We start from the raw sequence: 21405 nt of genomic DNA on the forward strand, positions 1-21405 counted from the left end.
ATTCATAGCCTTTGCTTGAAATTCGTAGATAGTGGTCACATCAATAGCATCTTAAAGTAATGATTTTAACTGTATACGATACCAAGTAACGATAGAATTATCTGATTTAAGTGTCGCCTTTAATTTAAAATATCCTTGTGGTATAGAGGAACTAACTTTAGCCGCTTTAAGTGTCACTGACGTTCCTGTAGAACTTTGAATTGTTGCCTTATTTGTTGCAGAAGATTGATCATCTGCAAATAATAACCAAGTTACATCTTCTTGATTAGGATTTACTGTGGAAGTCCACGTTCCTGTTTTTTCACTTGTAATTGTTATATTACCAGAAATAGTTATTGCTTTCTGTACTACATTGGAATGTGCTTTTACTTCATAATAATCGACTACGCTTGTATCATCTTGAAGAACAGCCTTTACATAAAAAATGACATCTGCCCCTGTAGTATTAGTATTCTTCACATATATCTGATTGGCTGAATCTTCTTCTGCGATATAAGCAATAGAAACTGGAACGTCTGTCACTTTATCACTAGATACCAATGACCAATTTACTTTATGATTATCTTCTTGTTTTCCATTGTTGTACACAAACTTCCCTAAGAACATCGTATCGTTATAAATCAATTCGTGTGCTGGATCATGCCCTGTATAAATCATGAGGGCATAATTATTAGGCACATAATAGTTTAAGTGCATTGGTACATATCCATAAACAGATGTATCAGAAGCTAGTGTTACTTTTACATATACATCTTCTGGAATCCCTTTGTTCACATTGAGTAGAGTTGCTGTTCGATTGGTCATGTTACCGAGTTGCACAATATCCGATGAAACTTCTGTAGTCATATTTGCATAAACGACTTGATAACTGACCACTGCATCCGGTATAGGTACACCATTGTTATATACTGTACTTTTGATTGTTGAAGAATCGTTATATTCCAGCGTTGTCTTATCTGTAGATACTTCAATTGTAAACTTATCTGGAATTTTAACATTGATAATAATAGAATCTTTGAATCTATCGTTATTAGCAACTTGTGCTTTGATTGTAGTTGTACCCGCTGAAATGGCTGTAATTAAACCAGAATCATTTACTGTAGCCACATTTGGATTAGATGAACTAAATACAATAGATGTACCAGTAGGAGCCTTATATTCAATCTGTGAAGTATTATCTGTAACGAGTAGAGTATGATTAGGTGGTGCTGTAATTGTAACGGCACACACCTTGCCACCAGCCACGTCATTAATCAAATCATCAGTACTAGCATCAATTTGATCTACATCTGCTGTAATCGTGCAAATACCTTTACGATCTACTTTATTAATACCTGTGACCTTGTATGCGCGACCTTTCACAATAAAACGATCACTTAATTTGATGGTGGCAGCCGCTTCATTATCTTGCATATGTACATTGATTGTACCTGTTGGAATGGACATAAACTCGTTTGTTTTAATGCCATAAGTTACCGTTTCAATATAAGCATCTACAGTTGAATAAATACAGTTATGATTAAATACAATTGTAAATGGCACTTTACGCATAATGCCTTTATATTTGTTATATCGTTTATCATTTTGCTCTGAAATAATTAAATACTTAATATTGTTGTAGATTACAATATCCCCGCGATTCAATGAATCTAGGGTAGTGATTTGTTTATCATCATAGTTCTGCTCAAGTTCTGTATTCGTAATAAGTGCTTGTCTTGGAATATTGTTTACAGAAATCGTCTTACCTAATTGCGAGAGTATAAACAAAAAATCTTTATTATTACTATCTCCGAATAAATTAAACTCCATTTATTTTCCTCCTTCTGAAAAAATTGCGATACATAATAGTAAATTAAATGATGTTAGAAATAATAGAATGAATACTATATTTTCATTTTTAATAATTCTGTATTGGTGAATGAGTAAAGTTAGGATAAAAGCAAGAATACTAATGAATACATACATCATTGATTGAATAAAAAGAATGTGCTGGATTCATTTGTATTAACATCTGTAGGTAATAGTCTAAGTTTACGTTCAATCTGATCGATTCGATTTTGTAAATTCTCTGCAAAGGCACTAACAGTGATATCATCCTCTTTGTAGTTCTTCATATAAGATGGATTATTTGCCACACTATTCAGAATTGCTAAAGTAGTCAATAATAGTTTCCGTTTGAATACTAGAGAAGATGAATCGTATATATCTGTAGATGTTAAACCTTCTTCTTCTAAATAAATAGAAAGTTGATCATCTGGCATGGTAAGCCCAACTTCCATTTTTACACGTTCAAGATTAGTAATAGTCATATCGTTTTCTCCTTTTGATTTTGGTGATAGAAAAAAGCCACTCTTTTAAAGAGTGACTTGGTATAAGTTAGTTATTTTAATTTAGAAAAATCAACTTTATATGTGACTGATAATTCTTTACCTGCGTATAGATAAACTAATTCGGCATTCTTACTAAAATCTATTTTACTGGCATCAAAAGATGCAATAATTACTTTAGTATAAGCAGGAGAATCAGGCCAAGAATAACTTTGATCTGCCCATTCGCCTTTACCAGAAATATTAGTAGGCTGTAACATTTTATTTCCTTGCTTTAAAACGACATTTACATGATCAGTATAATCAAGATCATTACCATATGTTTTTAACTCAAAAGATAATTGATTAGCATTTAATGCTCTTTTTGAAAATGCTTTTCCGTCACTCAATGTATAAGATTCATAATTGTCGAACTTCAAAAAAGCAGCCCTCATGATATTCAAATATGTTGTAGAAGCCCATACTTCTGGTTGCCATATTTGCATGTTATCCTTAATAATACTCAACTGTTGAGTATTATTAAATTCAAGCACTGCATCATACCCTTTTTTTGCTGTACCAATAGCCTGTTGAATCTTAGCATCTGAGAGGTTAAATAATGACTTCTTCACTGTATCGCTTTTATTTGCTGCAAACGATGTACTGGAGAAAAACATACTCACAACCAATATCATTAAAATAAACTTACCTGACTTGCTTAATATTCCGCTTCTTCTTTCCTTCATATAAACCCCTCCAAATTATTTATGTATCAACATTCTAAGTTGTATATTCTTATAAAGTTATGTTGAACATAGATTCTATCGGAATATAACAAAAGATAATTTAGGAATTTATAGAAATTAATAGATAGTGGTCACTATCACAGTAATAAGAAAAGCACCCCGTTAGGAGTGCTTTTTCTTATTTAATAAAGTTCAATAATATTTAGGATTTATATTTTCTTTTATCCATTTTGATAATTCTTTATATTTAATTGTCAATTCATCATTAAAAAAATCATCGTGTGGTGCGATATCGAACTGTTTATGATAGTTCTCAACTTGAGTCTTTAGATGATTAATCATTACATATTTGTTTTCACTATCTTTATTAATAGTTGGAGTTGCTGAAATAATTTTCTTATCTTTCATCGGAATATACACGTAATATCTTGTTATACAATCAGATACAAAGTTTTCTTCAATTTGGATAGTGTACACTTTAGAATTAAATATAATATTTTTTCGTCTAATCTCCATCAATTCATTTCGCTTTTCAGAGAAAATAGAATACTTATCTTCTCCAATTTCGTCAATTAACTCACATATACATTGACTGATTTCACGCCATACCGAGTTTTTCTCAAAGAGTTCGTTTATTCTTGTGTTTTTATAATAAAATGAAAGGCTGATTGTATCATCTTCATATTTTTCATAAGTTAATTGTATACTTTGACCTTTATGCTTAAAATCTAATCCACTATCTCTCATATTTTTAAAATCCTCCTATTATAAATAGTATTAAATTTACATAATTTAAAAATTATTTTTTTGTGTTTATGTGTAAATGAGTAAGCTAGACGATCTCGAAAAAAATTTAGGGTAATGCTCCCCTTAGAACGCAAGCACTTTTCAGCAAAATAGCACCTTATTATAGCTTTAAAATAAAAAATAGAGTACATAATCTATATCAAATATGCATAATAGTACAAATTCATGCTCTATCACATCAAAATACATCAAAAATAGACCATCATCTAGCCTAGATAGTGTTCTAAATAGATCATAACTATTCTTATGGTCTATTTAGAGTATATTAATTCAAATTCGCCTGTGATAGAACTTTCATTCAAAAACAAACTCAAAATTATAAATTTCAATTTTCTTTTCATCGATTTATTTATATATAAGTCTGTTTGTTATAAATAATACTTATCCATTATTTATATTGTATACCTAGTCCTTAGAAGTTCAGGACAATATATGTCCCAATGCTTCTAAGACGGGTATGCGTATGGTTGTATAACAATACACATAAAATTCAAACTACTTACTCATTCTTCTTACAATTGAAAAACTATAATTTTAACTTTCTGTATTATCGTCTTCTACAGTTCCAGAATTTACATTATCAATACTTCTTACATTCTCTCTTGCCAATTTCTCTAACTCTCCACCTACATCAGTCGTATACGGCGACTGTCCTAGAATACTTTCAATAGAGATGGCTCCCATATCACGTAATTTAGACAGGTTATCAATAATATCCTTCTCACTTTGTGGCATAGCATAAGCAAATACAATATCAATCGTATCAAACTGCTCGTCGCTAAACATAATCCCCTGTAACTCTAATAGTTTCCTGATCTGATCTAAACGCTGCATCATACTAAGCTTAATATATTTCTCACTCATCATTGCTTTGAGATTACTAAGACTAAATAATAACTTGATGCTTGTTTCTGATAAATTACTGATATCTACTTTACCCATTACAACACCGGGCGTATTACTAATGTCTAGCAAAGAAGTCATTAAATGCTTATACAATGATTCAAATGCATCATGATTAAACTCATTGTTCTCAAATTTAAAATCCGCATCACTATCAAGCACCAGACCACCACCTACAACCTCAGTTGGCAACCCTTGATCTCCTTTTAATTGTTGTCCCTTTAGCACTGGAATCCCTGTTATATATTTATAGAACGCATCAACGCTTTTACTTATTAAATCCTCCATACTATCTAGTATAGTCTTGTAATCATCGAGATCAGAGCGACCATAATTTACATCAATTGGATTATCGTTCTTATACAGAATTGGTAGCCCACTAAGATTAGTATACGTACCTTTTAAATAAACTTGTCCACCTGCATTAGAATACTTTTCTACACGTTCAGGATAATATACATTATAGAAACTGATGTTACTCAAAATATAATGTTCAATAAACGCAATATATTCTCCATCTACATTATAAACAGGATAACTATCAGCAGGGTCAAACAATTTAGATGTAATCTTGCCATCTTTAATATAGTTATATTCGTAAGCATTACCAAATTTATTTACGCTATGTACAATATCAAAATCCATCTTCTCGTATCCATTTTTGTATACTTTCTTAATGGCATTTACAACTTCTTCATCCCCTGTAATTGTCACTTTATTTCCTACCAGATAGGCAGTTCCAAATTCTATCAATCGTTTTGCATATTGCAGTACAATCTTTCTTGGTACAAATCGTTTGCCATTAAACATTTCATCAACTCTATTATTGATAGCATGTAAGCCAGCCAAATATTCTTTTGTATCCAGAATATTATGAATACGCATTTGTTGATTGATATCTCCACAATATTCTTCAAACCAATGCTGACCATATCCAAAGTCTATAATAAACTCATCAATTAAATGATTATACGAACTCACTATTTGCTTATTAACACTCATTCTATTAACTCCTTTATTTGTTGTTAAACGTACCATTTATTTGATTTCATCCCTTGAATACATAGTGCTGTAGCAATAACTAAGTCATCGTGGTAATTGCCTGATTTGTTACCCATCTTGCCATTGGCATTCTCAACAAAGATGATCATTTCCTGTAACGTTTCTTTATCATTAATCTGAATTAATTCTTTCTCAAATTGCTCCTTCATATCTTGGATCATAATTACTTTCGTTGTATCTGTCGTCAAAAATCCAAGTTTAAGTTTACGCTGTCCTTTTTTATCATAGGTTTTATGTTTATACATATTCATATATTGATAAGTTTCTCGTAGACGCTCAATTACTGGTAATCCATAACTATTTCTTTCCACGCAAAGTAGAGCATAATTATAAAATCTGCCAATCTCGTTAATAAAATCAGCAAATTTATAAACACTCATCTGGTTACTCATAAATCTAGCAACTTGTATCCCTTCACTATCAAAAATAGCAATTGTACTATTATCCTTATTTGATCCAGATGCTGTATCCACTCCGGCATAATATTTCATATTCCGTTTGGGTAAATGGTAGATGGACAAACCTTTCTTTCCAACAAATTTCAATAACATCTCAGATAGTTCACATTGCAAATCACTACACGATAACTCTGGTAACGCATAATCTAAACGTTCAAGTATCTTACCTTGGTTGAATACGTTATAACCGCTGACCTTAAAGCTCTCTTGTGGTGTACTAGGGTATTCTTGTTGAAAATCTGATAACTCCATACCACCAGATAATTTCCATCTACGCCACATCAAAAATCTCAGATTACAACCATTTTTATATAAATTCTTCTCATATTCATCTAAATCATTTTCACGTAATCTATATTTATGTTTGGCATAATACCATTTTTCGGCTTCGTCATGATCTTCTCTAAACTGTTCTTTGTACGCATCTGCAAACCAATTATAAAAATATGCTTTATAATTACTATTGCCTTTCCATGCTCTCATAAACAAATCATAATAGAAGTTCATACCATTGGCAGTAGTCTCGATGACCAATTTACTATTCTCATTTTTGGCAAGAGATTGTTCAATCGAAGTTAATACTTTTTGTTGATTCTGATAAAAAGCAAATTCTGATAATAATATAAATTGAAAGTTGCCCCCGCGACCTACATTTCCACTTTTACCTTCACTACTTGCAACTTGTATACGTGAGCCATTGGTCAAAACTAATTCATTACGATTATCTCTGACTGTATCAGGAAATTTACCTTTGTACTTCTCCCTCGGTAAATTATCATTAGCAAACTTTAACTTGTTAAATAATGAGGATACGGATTCTGCGGACAAAGAAACAATCATATAAGATGTATTAGGAAATTTAACTGCATTCCATAAACAATACGCTAAACTTAGAGTAGAGAATCCTATTTGTCTGGACTTTAGCACCTGTGAAAATTTACCCATACTATCAATAAACTCTGATTGTTCCTTATTTAAAACAAAGGATACAGTTTCCCCTTTATTGTCAACAATCTTTATAAAATTCTTACTAAATAATTTAAAATCATCATATACAATATCAAATGTACTTTTCTTCTTACTCTTACTTACTGTAGTAGTCATTCATTCCCTTCCTTTACATAACAAAAAGAGATAGCCCATTTAGACTATCCCTCATCTGTTTTAATATTATAATTCTAAGTGATCATGTTCCTCTTGCTGATCCGTACCATGACGTTTAAAGTAGTTCTCTGCTTCTTTCTTATGTAAATTAATTTCTTTATTAAGCTTTAACAACATATCAATATCCTTAGGTTCTGGTGATTCACTATGTTCTACTTTCTTCTTACATAAGTTATAGATAAGAATCAAATCTTCTGCTTGTTTTGTGGCAAGTATAATAGAGGTGATATGTTTAAATTCTGCTGTACGTTCCCATCTAATATATGTATTGAATGTTTTTAAATCTACCATTTTCAAAAATTCTTGTTCTGTCGGTGGCTTCTCTCTACCAAACCATAAATCAAATTTATATTTAATGTACAGAGCCTTTTTGTACGGTAATTGCTTTAGCATTTCTTCAACTGTCATTTACATTCTCTCCATTCAAATGATTAAACTTAGTAGATGCGTGATTACATATCCAGCACCAATATAGGTTGGAACAATAATCATATTTCGGAATATTTCTACACTTGCCATTTTAATGATTGATTTCATTTAAACTATCCCCTTAATTGATATCCTGATTGTATGACGGGGAATTACCATCTCGATTAAAACACTTCGCCTTGCGGCTCGTAATCGTTTTAATCGACCTGCCCTTCATCCCCGTACCCCTTGAGGGCATCCTAGATCATTATTAGAATATACTTTTATGTAACACTAACGTAAGACAATGCGCTAGCATTGGATTACACAGTGTACCAGTCGAAACATTCGTTAGAATGTGACGCTGCTACGCTGATGGTCTTGACCTTTTACTTTTATATCAATTAAGTTCCACTCAAAAAACCTTTTACTCAATTGAAAAAATAAACAAAAAAAGGATTAAAAAAGTACATTTGTGGCTAATATATATATTTATATTATTAGGCTGCAATGTACTTTTTTTATATAATTTTCATCTAAAAAATCCTTTATATAATTGAAAAATTTTATAAATTATAATTCACTTTTTACTGGAATTATTAATTAATTCTTGTAAAATTGGCTGTTGCCATTCAATTAATAATTTAATCAATTCTTTCGTATTATGTAAATATTCATTTTGTACTCTATAATCTTTTACTTTCTCTTTCTGATGCTTTAGGGCTAAAGCTTTTTGAATTCTATTCTCAGTATTCTCTTTTAGTTTATTAGATACAGACTGATTTATATTAGATTTTTTAAGCTTACGTGCATAATCTTCTAATATATAGTGTTTAACATCAATCCATGCTGTAGCAATATATTCTTCATTAAAAATGATCTCATAGGACTTATATGTATACAGGATATTTAAACGATCATTTAGCTTTTTGTTGATTGATTGTTTATACGCTTTCCATTGAAATTTTGCTATGACTTCATTTTCACTATTACATTGGAATTCATCTAAGGTTTCTCGCTCAATATCTATAATTTTTCTGATTTCCTCTGTATTTGCTTTTTTATGAACTTTTGTAACTTTATTTTCTAATTTATAATCATATGTAGAATTTCCATAATCATCATAGTCTTCTTTTATTGAAATTACATAATCAATATCGTTTTTAGGTAAATCAATATTAAGTTGACATATGGTAATTGACCTATTCCAGAAGACCAACTTCTTTTTCTGCAAGTTATTTAAAGCAGTAACAACGCTATTTTCAATTGAAGACATAGACAGGTCATAGAATTCCAAAATCTCCGATTTACCTATATTTGTTAATTCATTGAGATGTGGAATTTGATATCTACCTAAATTATAATTACCATTAACCATATTTAATGACTTAAAAAGTTTACTTTTAGGTAAAAATAATAATCCATTATTCTCACTTTGTATCAGTAAATCTAATATCAGTTCTTCGACATCATTGATAAATCCATATTTTGCAGTTTGCTTTCCTCTCGGCTTTCTATAAACCTTATCAATGATCCATTTATGACCTTCATTATGGTGTTCAAAATAATTACTCCAATGTTTAATCTGCGCTTGCTTTGAATTAGTGGGCTTAGGTTTTTCACCTAATGTTTCACATAATTCTTTATAATTCTTATAGATTTGACCTTTTTTAATCTTTTCGATATTCATTCATTTTCCCCTATTCTATTTCTTTATATCTCTTTATTTTCCTTGATTAAACTCAACCATAATCCGATACAATTCCTCTGACTTTGGAAATTGCCAAAATTGATCTTTTGTCTTGATATGTAATCCTGTACAAATCCATTCAATATCCTTTTCATAACGAATATGCTTTGCTAATTTTCGATCATATACATAAAAATATTTCTGCTGCATTTTATCACTCCATTAAACGACTATGCTGTATTTACATTTATCTTTTCCGGTTAACGCCAAACTAAATATGCCCGTATCAGGTTTGATTGTATGTTCATTTATTCTTGTTATTTTATTGTCCAATGCTTGTTTATGTATAAAGTGATCTATAGGTAATACGAAATCCTTTTTAAATAAACGACTTAATTCTTTTAATTTTATATTCGTTTGCAAATGACCATTCTGATCTACTCTAATCTTGTCTTTCAAATTGTAGGTTTGATTCATACGATTGAAATCCATTTTGGTTACAGTATCCAAAAATGTATTCACTTGATCATAGCCCAATGACTTCATCATTTGATAATGGATCATAGCAAAATAATCGCTTGTTGAATAATGACCTAAATAAGAACTGTCGATTGCTAAAAGTACCATCAGCATCTCTTTATCTTTAGGAAGTGGAATATCATAATAACTCATTATTTGTAATAGTGTTGACCCGCTATACTTATTTGCGTAATTTCCACTATGAATCATTTGAATGTTGTTCAAGTTAGCAGATTGAGGATTAACCATACTCTCACTATTGATTCTGGTCACATGATTATCCCAGCACTTTCCATGTTCTAACGCTATATCTACACCAATCACTTCTTTTTTATCAACAGTTATAGATTGATAAATATCTGTAAACGAATAAAAATATGTAATCTCATACCCAAATAATTGATTCAGTATGAAGCAAGAAATGAAACTATCTAGATCATCGCTCATACATAAGTTATACTTGCCTTTTTCATTTTCGTTTGCCCATTGCGGGAATTTTTGTTTTAGTTCATTGTTCATAATTAGATGAAAAGTTCTCATCTAACCATCTATTTTGTTACTCCCTGATTTATTGTTCTCCCTGTCATTTCAGTTCACTCAATTAAATTGTATAAAATATATAAACTTAATTACGATTTACGAATCAACCCTACAAATCAGAGAGTTAGAAATGAATCCCTTCATTGTTACACCATCCTTTAGTTTTATTATTCTATTTCCTATTTCTTAACTTAGTTATCTTCAATAATTTGTTGATACTTTGCTATCAAGTCATCATTCATATTTGTTTTGCATTGTTCAAATTGTGAGAGTAGAGCAGCAGATACTTGTAATTGTTTAGCTAATTCCTTTTGTTTAATCCCTTTAGAAATGCGCTTTAACTTCCATTCCATTCTATTCATCTCATTATTCATTACATTGTCTCCCTACTTAATTAATTTAATTTAAAAAAGTGACAGAGGACTATCAAAATCCTCTATCACTTTTTTAGTTATTGGTTATTTGCTTGCTGCAATTGTGAGTTTAGATACGGCTTTATCACTCATGATACGCAAAGTTGCTTCTGCTACTACAAAGCCACCAGAAGCATCACCAGTTTGAGCCAATGGTTCATAGTGTGGAGCGCGTAAATAATCAATAAACAGATAATCTGCGTTAGCAAATGTAATCGTATTAGCACTTGCAGCGCGATCAACAAGGAAGTTTACTGTACCGTAGTTTGTTTGAAGTTGATCCACCTTCATACCATAAGTGTTAGCACCAAATGGAGCATCCACATTGTGCTGATAAGATGTGCGATTAACAAAGATTTCGTCTACGGCTTCTTTCATATCAGCGTTTAATACGGCAACAATATCACCTGTATTTGTTCCGTTATCATATAGTTTTCTTACAGCATCTTTAATTGCTTTTTCTGTCACAGCAGTATTAGTTACAACAGATGCCGCTGGAACCCACTTCTCTAAACCTTTCATAGTGCGTGGATTACCATTTGAGCCGTCATTGAGTGTGCCAGAGATTAGTTTCTGATTCATTGCTACTTTAAGTTCTTTGAGTCTCATTTGAATCTCAGCGCTTAGAATACCACTTTCAATCGCTTGTGCTGTGCCAGTGACCTTAGATGCTTTACTGAAAATTTCCAGAGCATTATTCAGTTCACGTCTACCACCAAATACTGTTCCAATTGGGTCTTCACCTTCTGGCTTACCACTCGCATTAGAAGTGTCGAGGGCATATTCTAGCCAAGTCTGAATACGTCCTTGTGCTTTACCAATTTGACCACGAGCCGTAATCATAGAAAGTAGTGGAGCATCTTGAATACCTACCATTGCGATTTCATTAACGAGGGATACGGATTGTGCAGAAGTAAAATCTGCACTTGTAAAAGTTGCCATTATAACATCATCCTTTTTATATTAGTTGTTGGTTAATTTCGATAGTTTAGCCGCAATCATATCTTTAACTGAACCTTTAGATTGTGCTTGCTCATATTGACTTTGCGACTTATGATTTTCAGGGATATAAGAATTTTTAATTTTACGATCATTTAGAATGGTATTGAGTTTATTAATTTTCGCTTGTAATTCTTCTGCACTATGTACTTGAAAAAATTCTGCAAAATCTTCTAACTCTGATTCTTTTAACGTATAATTGATTTCCTTCTGAAATAGTTCTTTCTCACGCGATTCTAATTGTAATTCAGTATCTGATTTCTCAATGGGTCTAAATTGCATCAGATCATCACGTTCAGAAATAACGGGATTCAGAAATTCATCTTCCCATTGTTTTTTAGCATCCTCTAACATTCCATCAATTTTAGTTTGTTGTTCAACGCTAAAGGTTACTTGTTGTTCTTGATTAGAACTTTGGTCTTCCATACATACATTCATCCTTTCTAAAATAAAGTAATTACTTAAAAAATTAAGGTAAAGAAAAAGGTTGTATCTATGCGTTCATAGACACAACCAAATAGGGAGAAAAAATAATGAATAAATCAAGCTTATTATTGATCTATGTACATTATTAATTTGAAGGTGATAACCTTCATTCGTGGTAAATAGATGTAATTAAATAATATTTACCGCCAATGAAATTTATCAATTTTAGGCTCCTTAGTATATACTAGTTTCCCAAAGCAAAAACTGCTATAATCACTCTATTTTTTGACGATTAATTATTTTGCAATCGCTAGTTTTTTCTCATTTTTGAATCTTTATGATTTTACTCCCTTAGTATAAGCATCCTATTAAAAATCAAACATCCTTATGCTTATTGGTTTTTTTGAGTATTGAAGATTTAGCTCTATGGACAAAATTCCAATTCTTATGGCTGTGTAACTTTTACTCCCAATACTTGCTCTACTACACCTTTAACTGCTGTTGCCAATTCTTTTTTGTTCATTTTTTATTTCTCCCTTTAGGTTGTTTTTTGGTTTTATTAAGAGTCAGAAATACCTTTGTGTTGGCTATTTTTCTGCTCCTTAGTATGGGTATACATTTTAAAGTAAAAATCCCTTATGTTTGTTGGTTTTTTTCGATATTGATAATTTAGCTCTATGGACAAAATCTTCATTTTTCGTAAAATCTTTGTTCTTTTTTTATGATCCTAAAAGCTTGAGTCTTACCTATGTTAAACATTTCAGCCAATCTTATCGAATTAAATTTTTTTGGGTCTTCAATATGTAACTCTCTCATTTGTTCTACTTCTTCATTTGTTAATTTTGATCTTGGGTGTTTATCTCCAGTTTGAGAGTGATTCATGTTTTCTTTTGGCGTTACCCATTCTAAATTATTAGAGTTATTATTTATTTTGTCTTCGTCAATGTGATTAACTTGCGATTTATTTTCTGGATTGGAAATAAAAGCTTCTGCAACTAACCGATGAACGGCACATTTTATACATTTTCCGTTTAAATATAAATTTATCGTTTCATACCCATGTAAATCTACATATTTTTTTAAAAAAACTTCTTCTTTGTGAAAAGATTTTATAAATCCAGTATTAGAAACCATATATTTTTTATCATAGCCTTTTATAAACTTCCATCTTTCTGTATGCAACTTGTATCTTTTTTTCATAAATTTCCTTTCTTTTATATTTTTAATTTTTCATTCTTTTTTTTCTTTTATATTCTAATTCTCTAATACGTTGTTTTTCTTTCGCACAACTCTCACAATAAATCTGCTCTTTCTTTTTATTCACAATCTCAACACCACATTCTTCACACAGTCCTAAGTTACGCCGAATATTTCTCAAGATCACCCAACCAAAACATTTCCAAAGTGTTTCTTTGTTGGAGTTTGGTTTAAACCATCTATAATCAATTTTAAGAGTGAAATTTACAAGAAAACAACAAGGATGAGAAAACTTCTACACTACCTTATATAAAGTGTTAGGCGGCTCACATGAGATTTTAATTTAATAGTTTTAATAATAAAAAAGACAGAGCCGTGATAGCTCTGTCCGGTTAGTTGTGAATTTAGATCATACGTCTATATTATTAAGTGGATTGAATTTATCATTCTCAGATTTTAACGCTGTACCCCACAATGCAAAATAACGAAGCGTCATACTTACATTTGCATGTCTAAGGATTTTCTGAATAGTGGCTACCGATGCTCCTGCAACTAACATACGATGTGCCGCCGTATGCCTAAACGTATGAGCAGATAAGCGAACGTTTTTAAAGTTCATATTTCCTTTCAGATGCTTGAAGATACATTTGATTGCATTATCAGTTAATGGTTTACCCCAACGATCTGTAAATACAAATTCAGGCAATGTTTTAAAAGTGTGTTCCATAAACATTTTATACTCAAGAAATTCACTTTTTAATTTATCGGTCATTGGAATAGAACTGGCTGTACGTTTCTTGCCCATTATAGTCACTACACCATTTAGTAAATCCACATCTGTCCATTTTAAATTAGCAGTTTCTCCTAAACGACAAGCAGAACCAAGCAGCCAAATAATTAAGAAATATCCACGATAAGCATACAACGATTTATCTCTATATTTTAGCTTCTGATAATATTTGAGCATTTGCTTTATTTGTTCATCTGAAAAGACTTCAATTTTAACATCTTCTTTCGTATACATGAGTCGCTTTGTTGGATTAGTTTTAGGATTAAATATCTCTAATTCTTTCTCAAAGTAGTTAAAGAATATTTTCAGTACATGTAATTTATGATTTACTGTAGTCGGATTATTACCCCTTTGTTTCTGGCAGTAGATCAAATAGTTTTTTACGATAGACATTGTGCAATCTTCTAAATTTACTACTTCATACTTAATCGCAAACTCATGAAATTCCTTCATAACATTCATATATGAAGTCAATGTACGATTAGAAATATTGCGGTACTCTCGATCTGACTGAAACTCTTGAAGTGAAAATTTGAATAACATAGCGACCACCATCCTCATTTAATTAAGAATGGCAAGATTGTCGTCTAAACAAACGAAAAAGGGTTTGAATACGACCACTATAATAATCATAGTGTAAAATCGCATCCAAACCCTTTGTCCATATAATATGATGACCTGTAGTGGGATCGAACCACTGACCCCTACCCTGTCAAGATAGTGCTCTCCCGCTGAGCTAACAGGTCATATTACAATCACAAGATTTAATATATCAAATCAAAAGAGCGCTGTCAATCCTAACTTGCCAAGTGAAAATCGAGATGTATGCATCCAGCACACATCTCGATTTTTTATTCAGCTTGTAGTTTATTAGATTATCTGTATAGTATGCTCCATTCATCTTCGTGAATTTGTCATACTTAAATATCTATTTCATACCTGCACTATCTTAACTGTAATCCTTCTCTCATACCTATCATTTGCTAGGGAAAAGAGTTACATTTCATCCAATCTTACAGCTTGCTCACCGATCCAGCTACGCCAATCAGCTGATCTTTGGTCAGGCTGCTATCCAGCGCTGTAATCGTAAAATAGTTCCCTTTCCATTCAAAGGTCACTTGTGCTCCGGTATCTCCACTCGCTGCGTAATAGTTCCCAGTCACTCCATTACTCAGCTTCACCTGAGTACTGCCTTTGCCAAAATCGCCGCCACTGTTATCGCGTGCGGCTGCGGAGACGCGCATGTGTTTGTATAGCAGGTTTACGCTGTCTGCGCCGTCTGCGGCTGCGACCTTGACGAAGGAATCTTGACTGCCGATCTGAGTTGGAGCATATGGTACGGCAAATGCGTCTACGCCAAAGCTGCTACGTGCTTGTTTGATCTGATTGATCTGGGATGTGGTGTAGGTGATGGATTTCAAACTGTTGGTGTTGCCAGTAGAGCTTCCGTTGCCGTTGTTCGTGTTTCCCGAGCCAGACGATGTCCCCAGCGATACTTTGCCTGCGGTAGCGTTGTAATTCACAGGCACGCTCAAAGCGTCTGCCATCGCACGCACTGGAAGATAGGTGGAGCCGTTGTATGTGATAGGAGATAGCTGCTCTCCATTCGATCCTTTTGCCGTATAGGCACTACCATTCACTTCGATCTGAATACCATGATTCACGTAGGCGCGGATCGATTCCAGCTTGGTGCCTGCGTATACGCCTACTGATGTAGTGAGTGTCATGCCTGCTGCCAGTGCGACGGTGATCCATGTTTTGGATTTCATGTGAAAGTCTCCTTTAAAGTTGGGATATATTCGATGCATGTACCTGATGTCTGTTGTTGTTCCTGCTCTTACTTTGACCAACAGTTGTATCGGTACAAGCTCGTCATTGTATCCAACTTGTAAACAATGAGCCGTCTCATCTTCATTTTATACTTAATATTGCGTCCAATACGACGTATCAGTCGGCGCAAAACGGCGCGGTAGCGGCTGATCCTTACGCTCCCACCCTTCGATCATAACAATCGTATGAGATCCAGACTGATCTTGCCAGTGTATGTATTGATGGGATTCCAACGACAACAACGTCTGCGTCAGCTGAGCACGAGTCTTATACGTTATAGCGGTCAATTCTTTCCATACCGGCATTCGCCTTCTGGAAGCAAAAAAGTTAAATAATACTCGTAGTAGCTTGCGTTCCGTATCATCCAGCATATCTGTCGCCTCCTGTACTTTTCCAGAGCTGGTGCAATCCAAACCAAGCAACAATCAAACCAAATCAATTCAATCTAATTCGATTGAGTTCCATTCCTATTCGCAAATAGGCAATCATAGATCACTGTTGTACCTTAATGCAATTACGATGTATATATTCAATCCGATATATGTATTCGACTAATAATAAGAAGGAACATATGTTCTTGTTTATTATAAAACTGCCATTGCTTTTTGGCAACAACATTTTGAAGGTTCCTCCCCATCTACATTCCGTCTTTTAGCTACTGCCGCGTTTCCCCTGAAAATACTAGTTCAGTACATCCTCCATCCAGCTTTACTATCTCCACTCACTATTCAACTGTTCAGTCAGCTAGCTGTTTAACAACAAAAAGCCGCTTCCTCTCTTCAATAAAGAAAGGAAACGGCTCAAGCTTTATCATATGCTATTGCATTCAATCCCCGGCAACATACTGCCGGACAAGCTACGATTAACGGATGTATCCATTAACCAGACTGGACAAGTCGCTATAAAAAGGGATTATTTACTTGCTGCGTCTTTGACAGTTACGTTGGTGCTTACACGTTTGCCGTCAAATTCGACACGAATAGCGGATGTTCCTTTGGCAACAGCGCTGATTTTACCATTGCTTACTGTTGCTACATTCGTTTTGGACGATGTCCATGTTGCATTTTGGCTAACATCTACGGTTTCGCCAGTATCATATTCCGCAGTCACCAGCAAGATCGTTGTTGTGCCTGTCGTCATTTTCAGCGATTTTTCGGATAGCGTCAGCTTTTTGAGCTGTGCACTTACCGTTACTTTCACTGTAGCAGTCAGACCTTGATACGATCCGGTCAGCGTTGTTGTACCCATACCAATCGCCTTCACGGAAGAACCTTTTACTGTCGCTACTGATGTGTTCGAAGATACCCAATTCATTTTGGTGGACAAGGTAACTGATTTGCCATCTGTATATTTACCTGTAACTTTGATCGATTTGCTTTTGTTAATCGCTAGATCGATATCGGTTGGCGTTACTACGATAGAAGCCAGTTTGCCTTCCATTTTCACGCTAACGCGAACGGTTTCGTTCAAGTACGTTCCTTTGAGGGAAGCTGTACCTTTGACAAGTGCTTTCACGTTATCGCCTTGAACCAACAATTTGTTGGAACTGGATGTCCATACGATATCGTCACTTACATCTGAAGTAGTGCCGTCTGCCGCTACTGCCTGTACCGTCGGGATTGCAGCTGTTGCTCCAACTACCACGCTCAAGCTAGTTGCGCTTGGAGTCAGGTTGAGGATTTCTGTTTTCACAGTAACCGGAACAGTCACTTGCATATTGCCTACCGTACCGACCAGATTTACATTACCGGCAGTTTCACCAGTAATCTTCGTGCTAGTCAGAGATGCAGCAGAACCGTCTACTGTCCAATCTACAACTTTGGACAGATCCGTTGTTGTACCGTCTACCGCTGTACCCGTTACTTTTGGCAACGTCACGGATTTGCCAGTAACCAGATCAATGGAAGTTACGTCTGGTTCCAACTTTTTCATTGTTTTGTATACCGTAACTTTGAAGCTCTTCGTGAAATCTTCGTACTGCGCTTTGATCGTCGATGTGCCTTCTACCCATGGAGTAAGCACACCTTTGTCTACCGTTGCGACCAGTGGAGCGGAAGATGTCCATGTTACATCCGAAGTGATATCTTTGACATCTGTCGCATTTGCCAGTTCAGCTTTGATCTGAGTTGGCGTTTGACCGATAAACATCACTTGATCGTCTTCTGGAGTTAGAATCAGACCTTGGAAGGAAGAACGAACATATAGTGTAGCAGTAGTAGTTAACGTTTTGTATTTGACAGTCAATGTTGTTTTACCAGCGGACAAGCCTGTTACTTTGCCGTCTACGACTTTGATGATTTTGCTATCGTAAGTGGACCAAGTAACTGTATCCAGATCGGTAACATCTGCTGTCGTACCATCTTCTTGTGTAGCTGTAACTGTAATCTGTTGGGAATCACCGATATTCAGATTCAATTCGGAACCGATAGACAGGCTCAAATCGCTATACGAACTAGCTACCGTTACCGGAATCGTTACTTTCAGATTACCAACGGTACCAATCAGACTTGCTGTACCGATATTTTCACCAACGATGCTGGTGCTAGTCAGTGTCGCAATATTGCTATCCACTTCCCATGTCATTGCTTTGGACAGGTCTGTCGTTGTACCGTCCAACGCTGTTCCTTTGACAGTAGGCAGTGTGAGCGTTTGATCTGGAGTCAGATCGATCGATTCTACACTTGCTTCGATTTTCTTCATCTTTTTGTAGACTGTTACATCAAACGACTTGGTGAAGCCTTGATATTTAGCGGTGATCGTTGCTGATCCCGCTGTCCATGCCTGCAATACGCCGCTATCTACCGTTACATTGAGCGGTGTGGACGAAGTCCAAGTTGTTTTGCTCGTTACGTCTGTTGTTGTATCGGAATCAATCACTTCTGCTTTGATCGCAGCCGATTTTTGACCGACAAACATAACTTGATCCGTTTCTGGTGTCAGATTCAATCCGTCAAAAGATGTACGCACATAAATCGTTGTGCTGTCGGTAAGACCTAGATAACTAACAGTCAATGTAGTGGAACCTTGTGCAACGCCATCTACTTTACCATCATCTACAGTTGCGATCTTCGTGTCATATGTAGACCACGTAGCCAGATCGCTCACATCTACTACAGTACCGTCTTTCTTGGTTGCTTTTGCAGTAAATGTATACGGCTCATCGATATTTACATTAGTGATTTTGTCCGAAGAAGGAGACAAAGCTAACTTAGTATACGGTGAAGTGACTACGACTTTTCTAGTTGTTGTAAATCCGCTATATTTGGCAGTAATGGTTACCGTACCTGCTGCAAGCGGTTTGATTACGCCTTGGCTAACTTCAACGATTGTAGAGGAGCTTGTTGCCCACGTTGCCGTCGTTGTAATATCTGTTTTGGTTCCATCGCTTTGGATAGCATACAAAGTCAATTCGGTTTCGCCACTGTCGATGGACAAATCCAATGTTGTAGAATCGGAGAATTTGATGGAGGCTACAGTTGTGTCTGCAGCAAAGGTCGATGCTGGGAATAAACCTAAGATTATTGCCAACAACAGTACCAGTTTCCCCAATCTTGCCGTTTGTGTCATTATTTTCTCCCCTTAATTATAGTATTATCTGCGTCCAGTCCTTAACTTATATCGGAGCGATAGGCGAAAATTTGAAGGTTTTTCCGCAAATAAACACTAATTTTTCCCAAAATAAGACTATCGTCCTGTATACAAGACGATAGTCGCGATTAGTTTGAAGCTTGATTTAACTTTAGTTGTAAGCGTTATAGATGCCCTAGCTATGCGGTTTCTAAGCTCCTGTCATTTAACAACCGCGACGCGAACGAACGACAAACTGATAATCAGCTTTCGCAAATACGCGTTGGTCATCCAGGATAACGCGCTCACGATTATGTCGCACCAGCTTGGCGAACGGCTCGATCAGTTCGTCCCCTTTCCAGATCATCACCTTGGAGCTGAACAGAATCGCATTGTCAAATTGAACGGGCTGCTTCATCACATAACCGACTGCATTCAGCTCCCATGCCGCCGAATTCAAATCTTGAGGCAGCTTGTCTAGTTCCTTGATATGCAAAATATCATTTAATAACACATGCACCGAACCGGGTTGTAGTACGAGTCGGTTCTTGTCCACATCCCAGATCTGAATCGTGCCATACAGTCTAGAACGGTACTCATCATCACGCGTAATCACGACTTTCTTCCCTTCCCACCGTTTCAAGATCCCACCTCCATGCCCCATAATCAGGTCAACTCCGGAATGGTCCAGTCAATCGGCTGCTGGCCCTGTTCGGTTAAAAAATCATTGGTTCGCGAAAATGGACGACTGCCGAAAAAGCCTTTGCGTGCGGCAAATGGACTTGGATGCGCCGAGCGAATAATCGCATGATGCTCTGTGTTGATGAGCACTTCCTTCTCTGCCGCGTGATTGCCCCATAGTATGAACACTATCGGCTTTGGACGTTCATTTAACAATCGGATCACAGCATCCGTAAACTTCTCCCAGCCTTTGCCACGGTGTGAAGCGGCTTGACCGGCACGGACGGTCAGCGCTGTGTTGAGCAGCAGCACGCCGTGCTTGCCCCAACTAACGAGCGAACCATGCTTCGGAATCGGTGCACCTGTATCTTCCTGCAATTCTATGTAAATATTGCGCAAGGATGGCGGTACTTTGACGCCCGGTTGTACGGAAAAGCTTAACCCTTCTGCCTGCCCTGCTCCATGATATGGGTCCTGCCCTAAAATGACGGCTTTGACCTCCGAATACGGGGTTAGACGAAAGGCTTGAAACAATAAATCACGCGGCGGGTAGATCGTGTGCTGCTCGTATTCCACGTCTAGCCAGCTCATAAGCTCCTTGAAATAAGGCTTCTCCATCTCTTCTTTCAGTATATCATCCCAATCGTTTCCAAACATGTGTAACATCCTTTCTTTCGTATGATGATGTGTCGTGGCAACTGCATGCTGCTATGAGGTGTGTTGCTTGGTGAGGATGATGCAGCTGTATGACTGTTGTGGTAGCGTTCTTTGGTTTATTACCCTGATTTTATAATAATGTATTCGTTGGGGGGAAGCAGGTTTTTTAACTTTTGGCTTTGAGAGGGGAACTTTGGGAGATAGGATGTGTTTTGTTGATGGGGAGTTGGGAGGTACAGCGC

At 35.2% G+C, this 21405-nt stretch carries 20 protein-coding genes and 1 tRNA gene; all 21 read right to left on the reverse strand.

Annotation, left to right across the window (positions count from 1 at the left end; all coding sequences use genetic code 11):
* Positions 1 to 51: 51 nt before the first annotated feature.
* The 21 genes from ACDE64_RS16025 to ACDE64_RS16125 all read right to left on the reverse strand — a co-directional run bounded on the left by ACDE64_RS16025 (position 52) and on the right by ACDE64_RS16125 (position 21172).
* Positions 52 to 1809: an Ig-like domain-containing protein gene (locus tag ACDE64_RS16025; RefSeq protein ID WP_411347476.1), complete on the reverse strand. Its 1758-nt coding sequence runs from the start codon at positions 1807 to 1809 to the stop codon at positions 52 to 54.
* 155 nt (positions 1810 to 1964) lie between these two features.
* Complete coding sequence (locus tag ACDE64_RS16030; RefSeq protein WP_411347477.1) at positions 1965 to 2309, reverse strand: hypothetical protein; 345 nt, start codon at positions 2307 to 2309, stop codon at positions 1965 to 1967.
* Positions 2310 to 2380: 71 nt separating this feature from the next.
* The gene (locus tag ACDE64_RS16035; protein WP_411347478.1) at positions 2381 to 3052 is read right to left on the reverse strand and encodes a hypothetical protein; all 672 of its coding nucleotides are present in this window, start codon (positions 3050 to 3052) and stop codon (positions 2381 to 2383) included.
* 192 nt (positions 3053 to 3244) lie between these two features.
* Positions 3245 to 3799 (reverse strand): hypothetical protein, encoded by a 555-nt coding sequence (locus ACDE64_RS16040; protein WP_411347479.1) that lies wholly within the window; start codon positions 3797 to 3799, stop codon positions 3245 to 3247.
* A 594-nt stretch (positions 3800 to 4393) separates the two neighbouring features.
* On the reverse strand, positions 4394 to 5764 hold the full coding sequence (locus ACDE64_RS16045; protein ID WP_411347480.1) for a phage portal protein: 1371 nt from the start codon (positions 5762 to 5764) through the stop codon (positions 4394 to 4396).
* Between the two features lie 23 nt (positions 5765 to 5787).
* The gene (locus tag ACDE64_RS16050; protein WP_411347481.1) at positions 5788 to 7386 is read right to left on the reverse strand and encodes a terminase large subunit domain-containing protein; all 1599 of its coding nucleotides are present in this window, start codon (positions 7384 to 7386) and stop codon (positions 5788 to 5790) included.
* Positions 7387 to 7452: 66 nt separating this feature from the next.
* Positions 7453 to 7854, reverse strand: a complete 402-nt coding sequence (locus tag ACDE64_RS16055; RefSeq protein ID WP_411347482.1) for a hypothetical protein — start codon at positions 7852 to 7854, stop codon at positions 7453 to 7455.
* A 580-nt stretch (positions 7855 to 8434) separates the two neighbouring features.
* Positions 8435 to 9544: a hypothetical protein gene (locus tag ACDE64_RS16060; protein ID WP_411347483.1), complete on the reverse strand. Its 1110-nt coding sequence runs from the start codon at positions 9542 to 9544 to the stop codon at positions 8435 to 8437.
* Positions 9545 to 9577: 33 nt separating this feature from the next.
* The gene (locus ACDE64_RS16065) at positions 9578 to 9754 is read right to left on the reverse strand and encodes a hypothetical protein (RefSeq protein WP_411347484.1); all 177 of its coding nucleotides are present in this window, start codon (positions 9752 to 9754) and stop codon (positions 9578 to 9580) included.
* Positions 9755 to 9766: 12 nt separating this feature from the next.
* Positions 9767 to 10603 carry a hypothetical protein gene (locus ACDE64_RS16070; RefSeq protein ID WP_411347485.1) on the reverse strand — a complete coding sequence of 279 codons (837 nt, stop codon included), beginning with the start codon at positions 10601 to 10603 and terminating at the stop codon, positions 9767 to 9769.
* A 191-nt stretch (positions 10604 to 10794) separates the two neighbouring features.
* On the reverse strand, positions 10795 to 10977 hold the full coding sequence (locus ACDE64_RS16075) for a helix-turn-helix domain-containing protein (protein ID WP_411347486.1): 183 nt from the start codon (positions 10975 to 10977) through the stop codon (positions 10795 to 10797).
* An 84-nt stretch (positions 10978 to 11061) separates the two neighbouring features.
* Entirely contained in the window at positions 11062 to 11958 is an 897-nt protein-coding gene (locus tag ACDE64_RS16080) for a DUF5309 family protein (protein ID WP_411347487.1), read from the reverse strand.
* Positions 11959 to 11979: 21 nt separating this feature from the next.
* Entirely contained in the window at positions 11980 to 12441 is a 462-nt protein-coding gene (locus ACDE64_RS16085; protein ID WP_411347488.1) for a hypothetical protein, read from the reverse strand.
* Between the two features lie 690 nt (positions 12442 to 13131).
* Positions 13132 to 13641, reverse strand: coding sequence for an NUMOD4 domain-containing protein (locus tag ACDE64_RS16090; RefSeq protein WP_411347489.1), 510 nt, complete (start codon positions 13639 to 13641; stop codon positions 13132 to 13134).
* A 406-nt stretch (positions 13642 to 14047) separates the two neighbouring features.
* Positions 14048 to 14971 (reverse strand): tyrosine-type recombinase/integrase, encoded by a 924-nt coding sequence (locus ACDE64_RS16095; protein WP_411347490.1) that lies wholly within the window; start codon positions 14969 to 14971, stop codon positions 14048 to 14050.
* 131 nt (positions 14972 to 15102) lie between these two features.
* Positions 15103 to 15174 (reverse strand) — tRNA-Val (locus tag ACDE64_RS16100).
* 267 nt (positions 15175 to 15441) lie between these two features.
* Positions 15442 to 16197, reverse strand: a complete 756-nt coding sequence (locus ACDE64_RS16105; protein WP_411347491.1) for a hypothetical protein — start codon at positions 16195 to 16197, stop codon at positions 15442 to 15444.
* 153 nt (positions 16198 to 16350) lie between these two features.
* Positions 16351 to 16629: a hypothetical protein gene (locus ACDE64_RS16110; protein ID WP_411347492.1), complete on the reverse strand. Its 279-nt coding sequence runs from the start codon at positions 16627 to 16629 to the stop codon at positions 16351 to 16353.
* A 541-nt stretch (positions 16630 to 17170) separates the two neighbouring features.
* Positions 17171 to 19825, reverse strand: coding sequence for an Ig domain-containing protein (locus tag ACDE64_RS16115; RefSeq protein ID WP_411347493.1), 2655 nt, complete (start codon positions 19823 to 19825; stop codon positions 17171 to 17173).
* Positions 19826 to 20051: 226 nt separating this feature from the next.
* Complete coding sequence (locus ACDE64_RS16120; protein WP_411347494.1) at positions 20052 to 20468, reverse strand: hypothetical protein; 417 nt, start codon at positions 20466 to 20468, stop codon at positions 20052 to 20054.
* 23 nt (positions 20469 to 20491) lie between these two features.
* Positions 20492 to 21172 (reverse strand): uracil-DNA glycosylase, encoded by a 681-nt coding sequence (locus ACDE64_RS16125; protein ID WP_411347495.1) that lies wholly within the window; start codon positions 21170 to 21172, stop codon positions 20492 to 20494.
* Positions 21173 to 21405 lie beyond the last annotated feature (233 nt).

This window comes from Paenibacillus sp. WLX2291, assembly GCF_046603665.1.
Classification (GTDB): domain Bacteria; phylum Bacillota; class Bacilli; order Paenibacillales; family Paenibacillaceae; genus Saccharibacillus.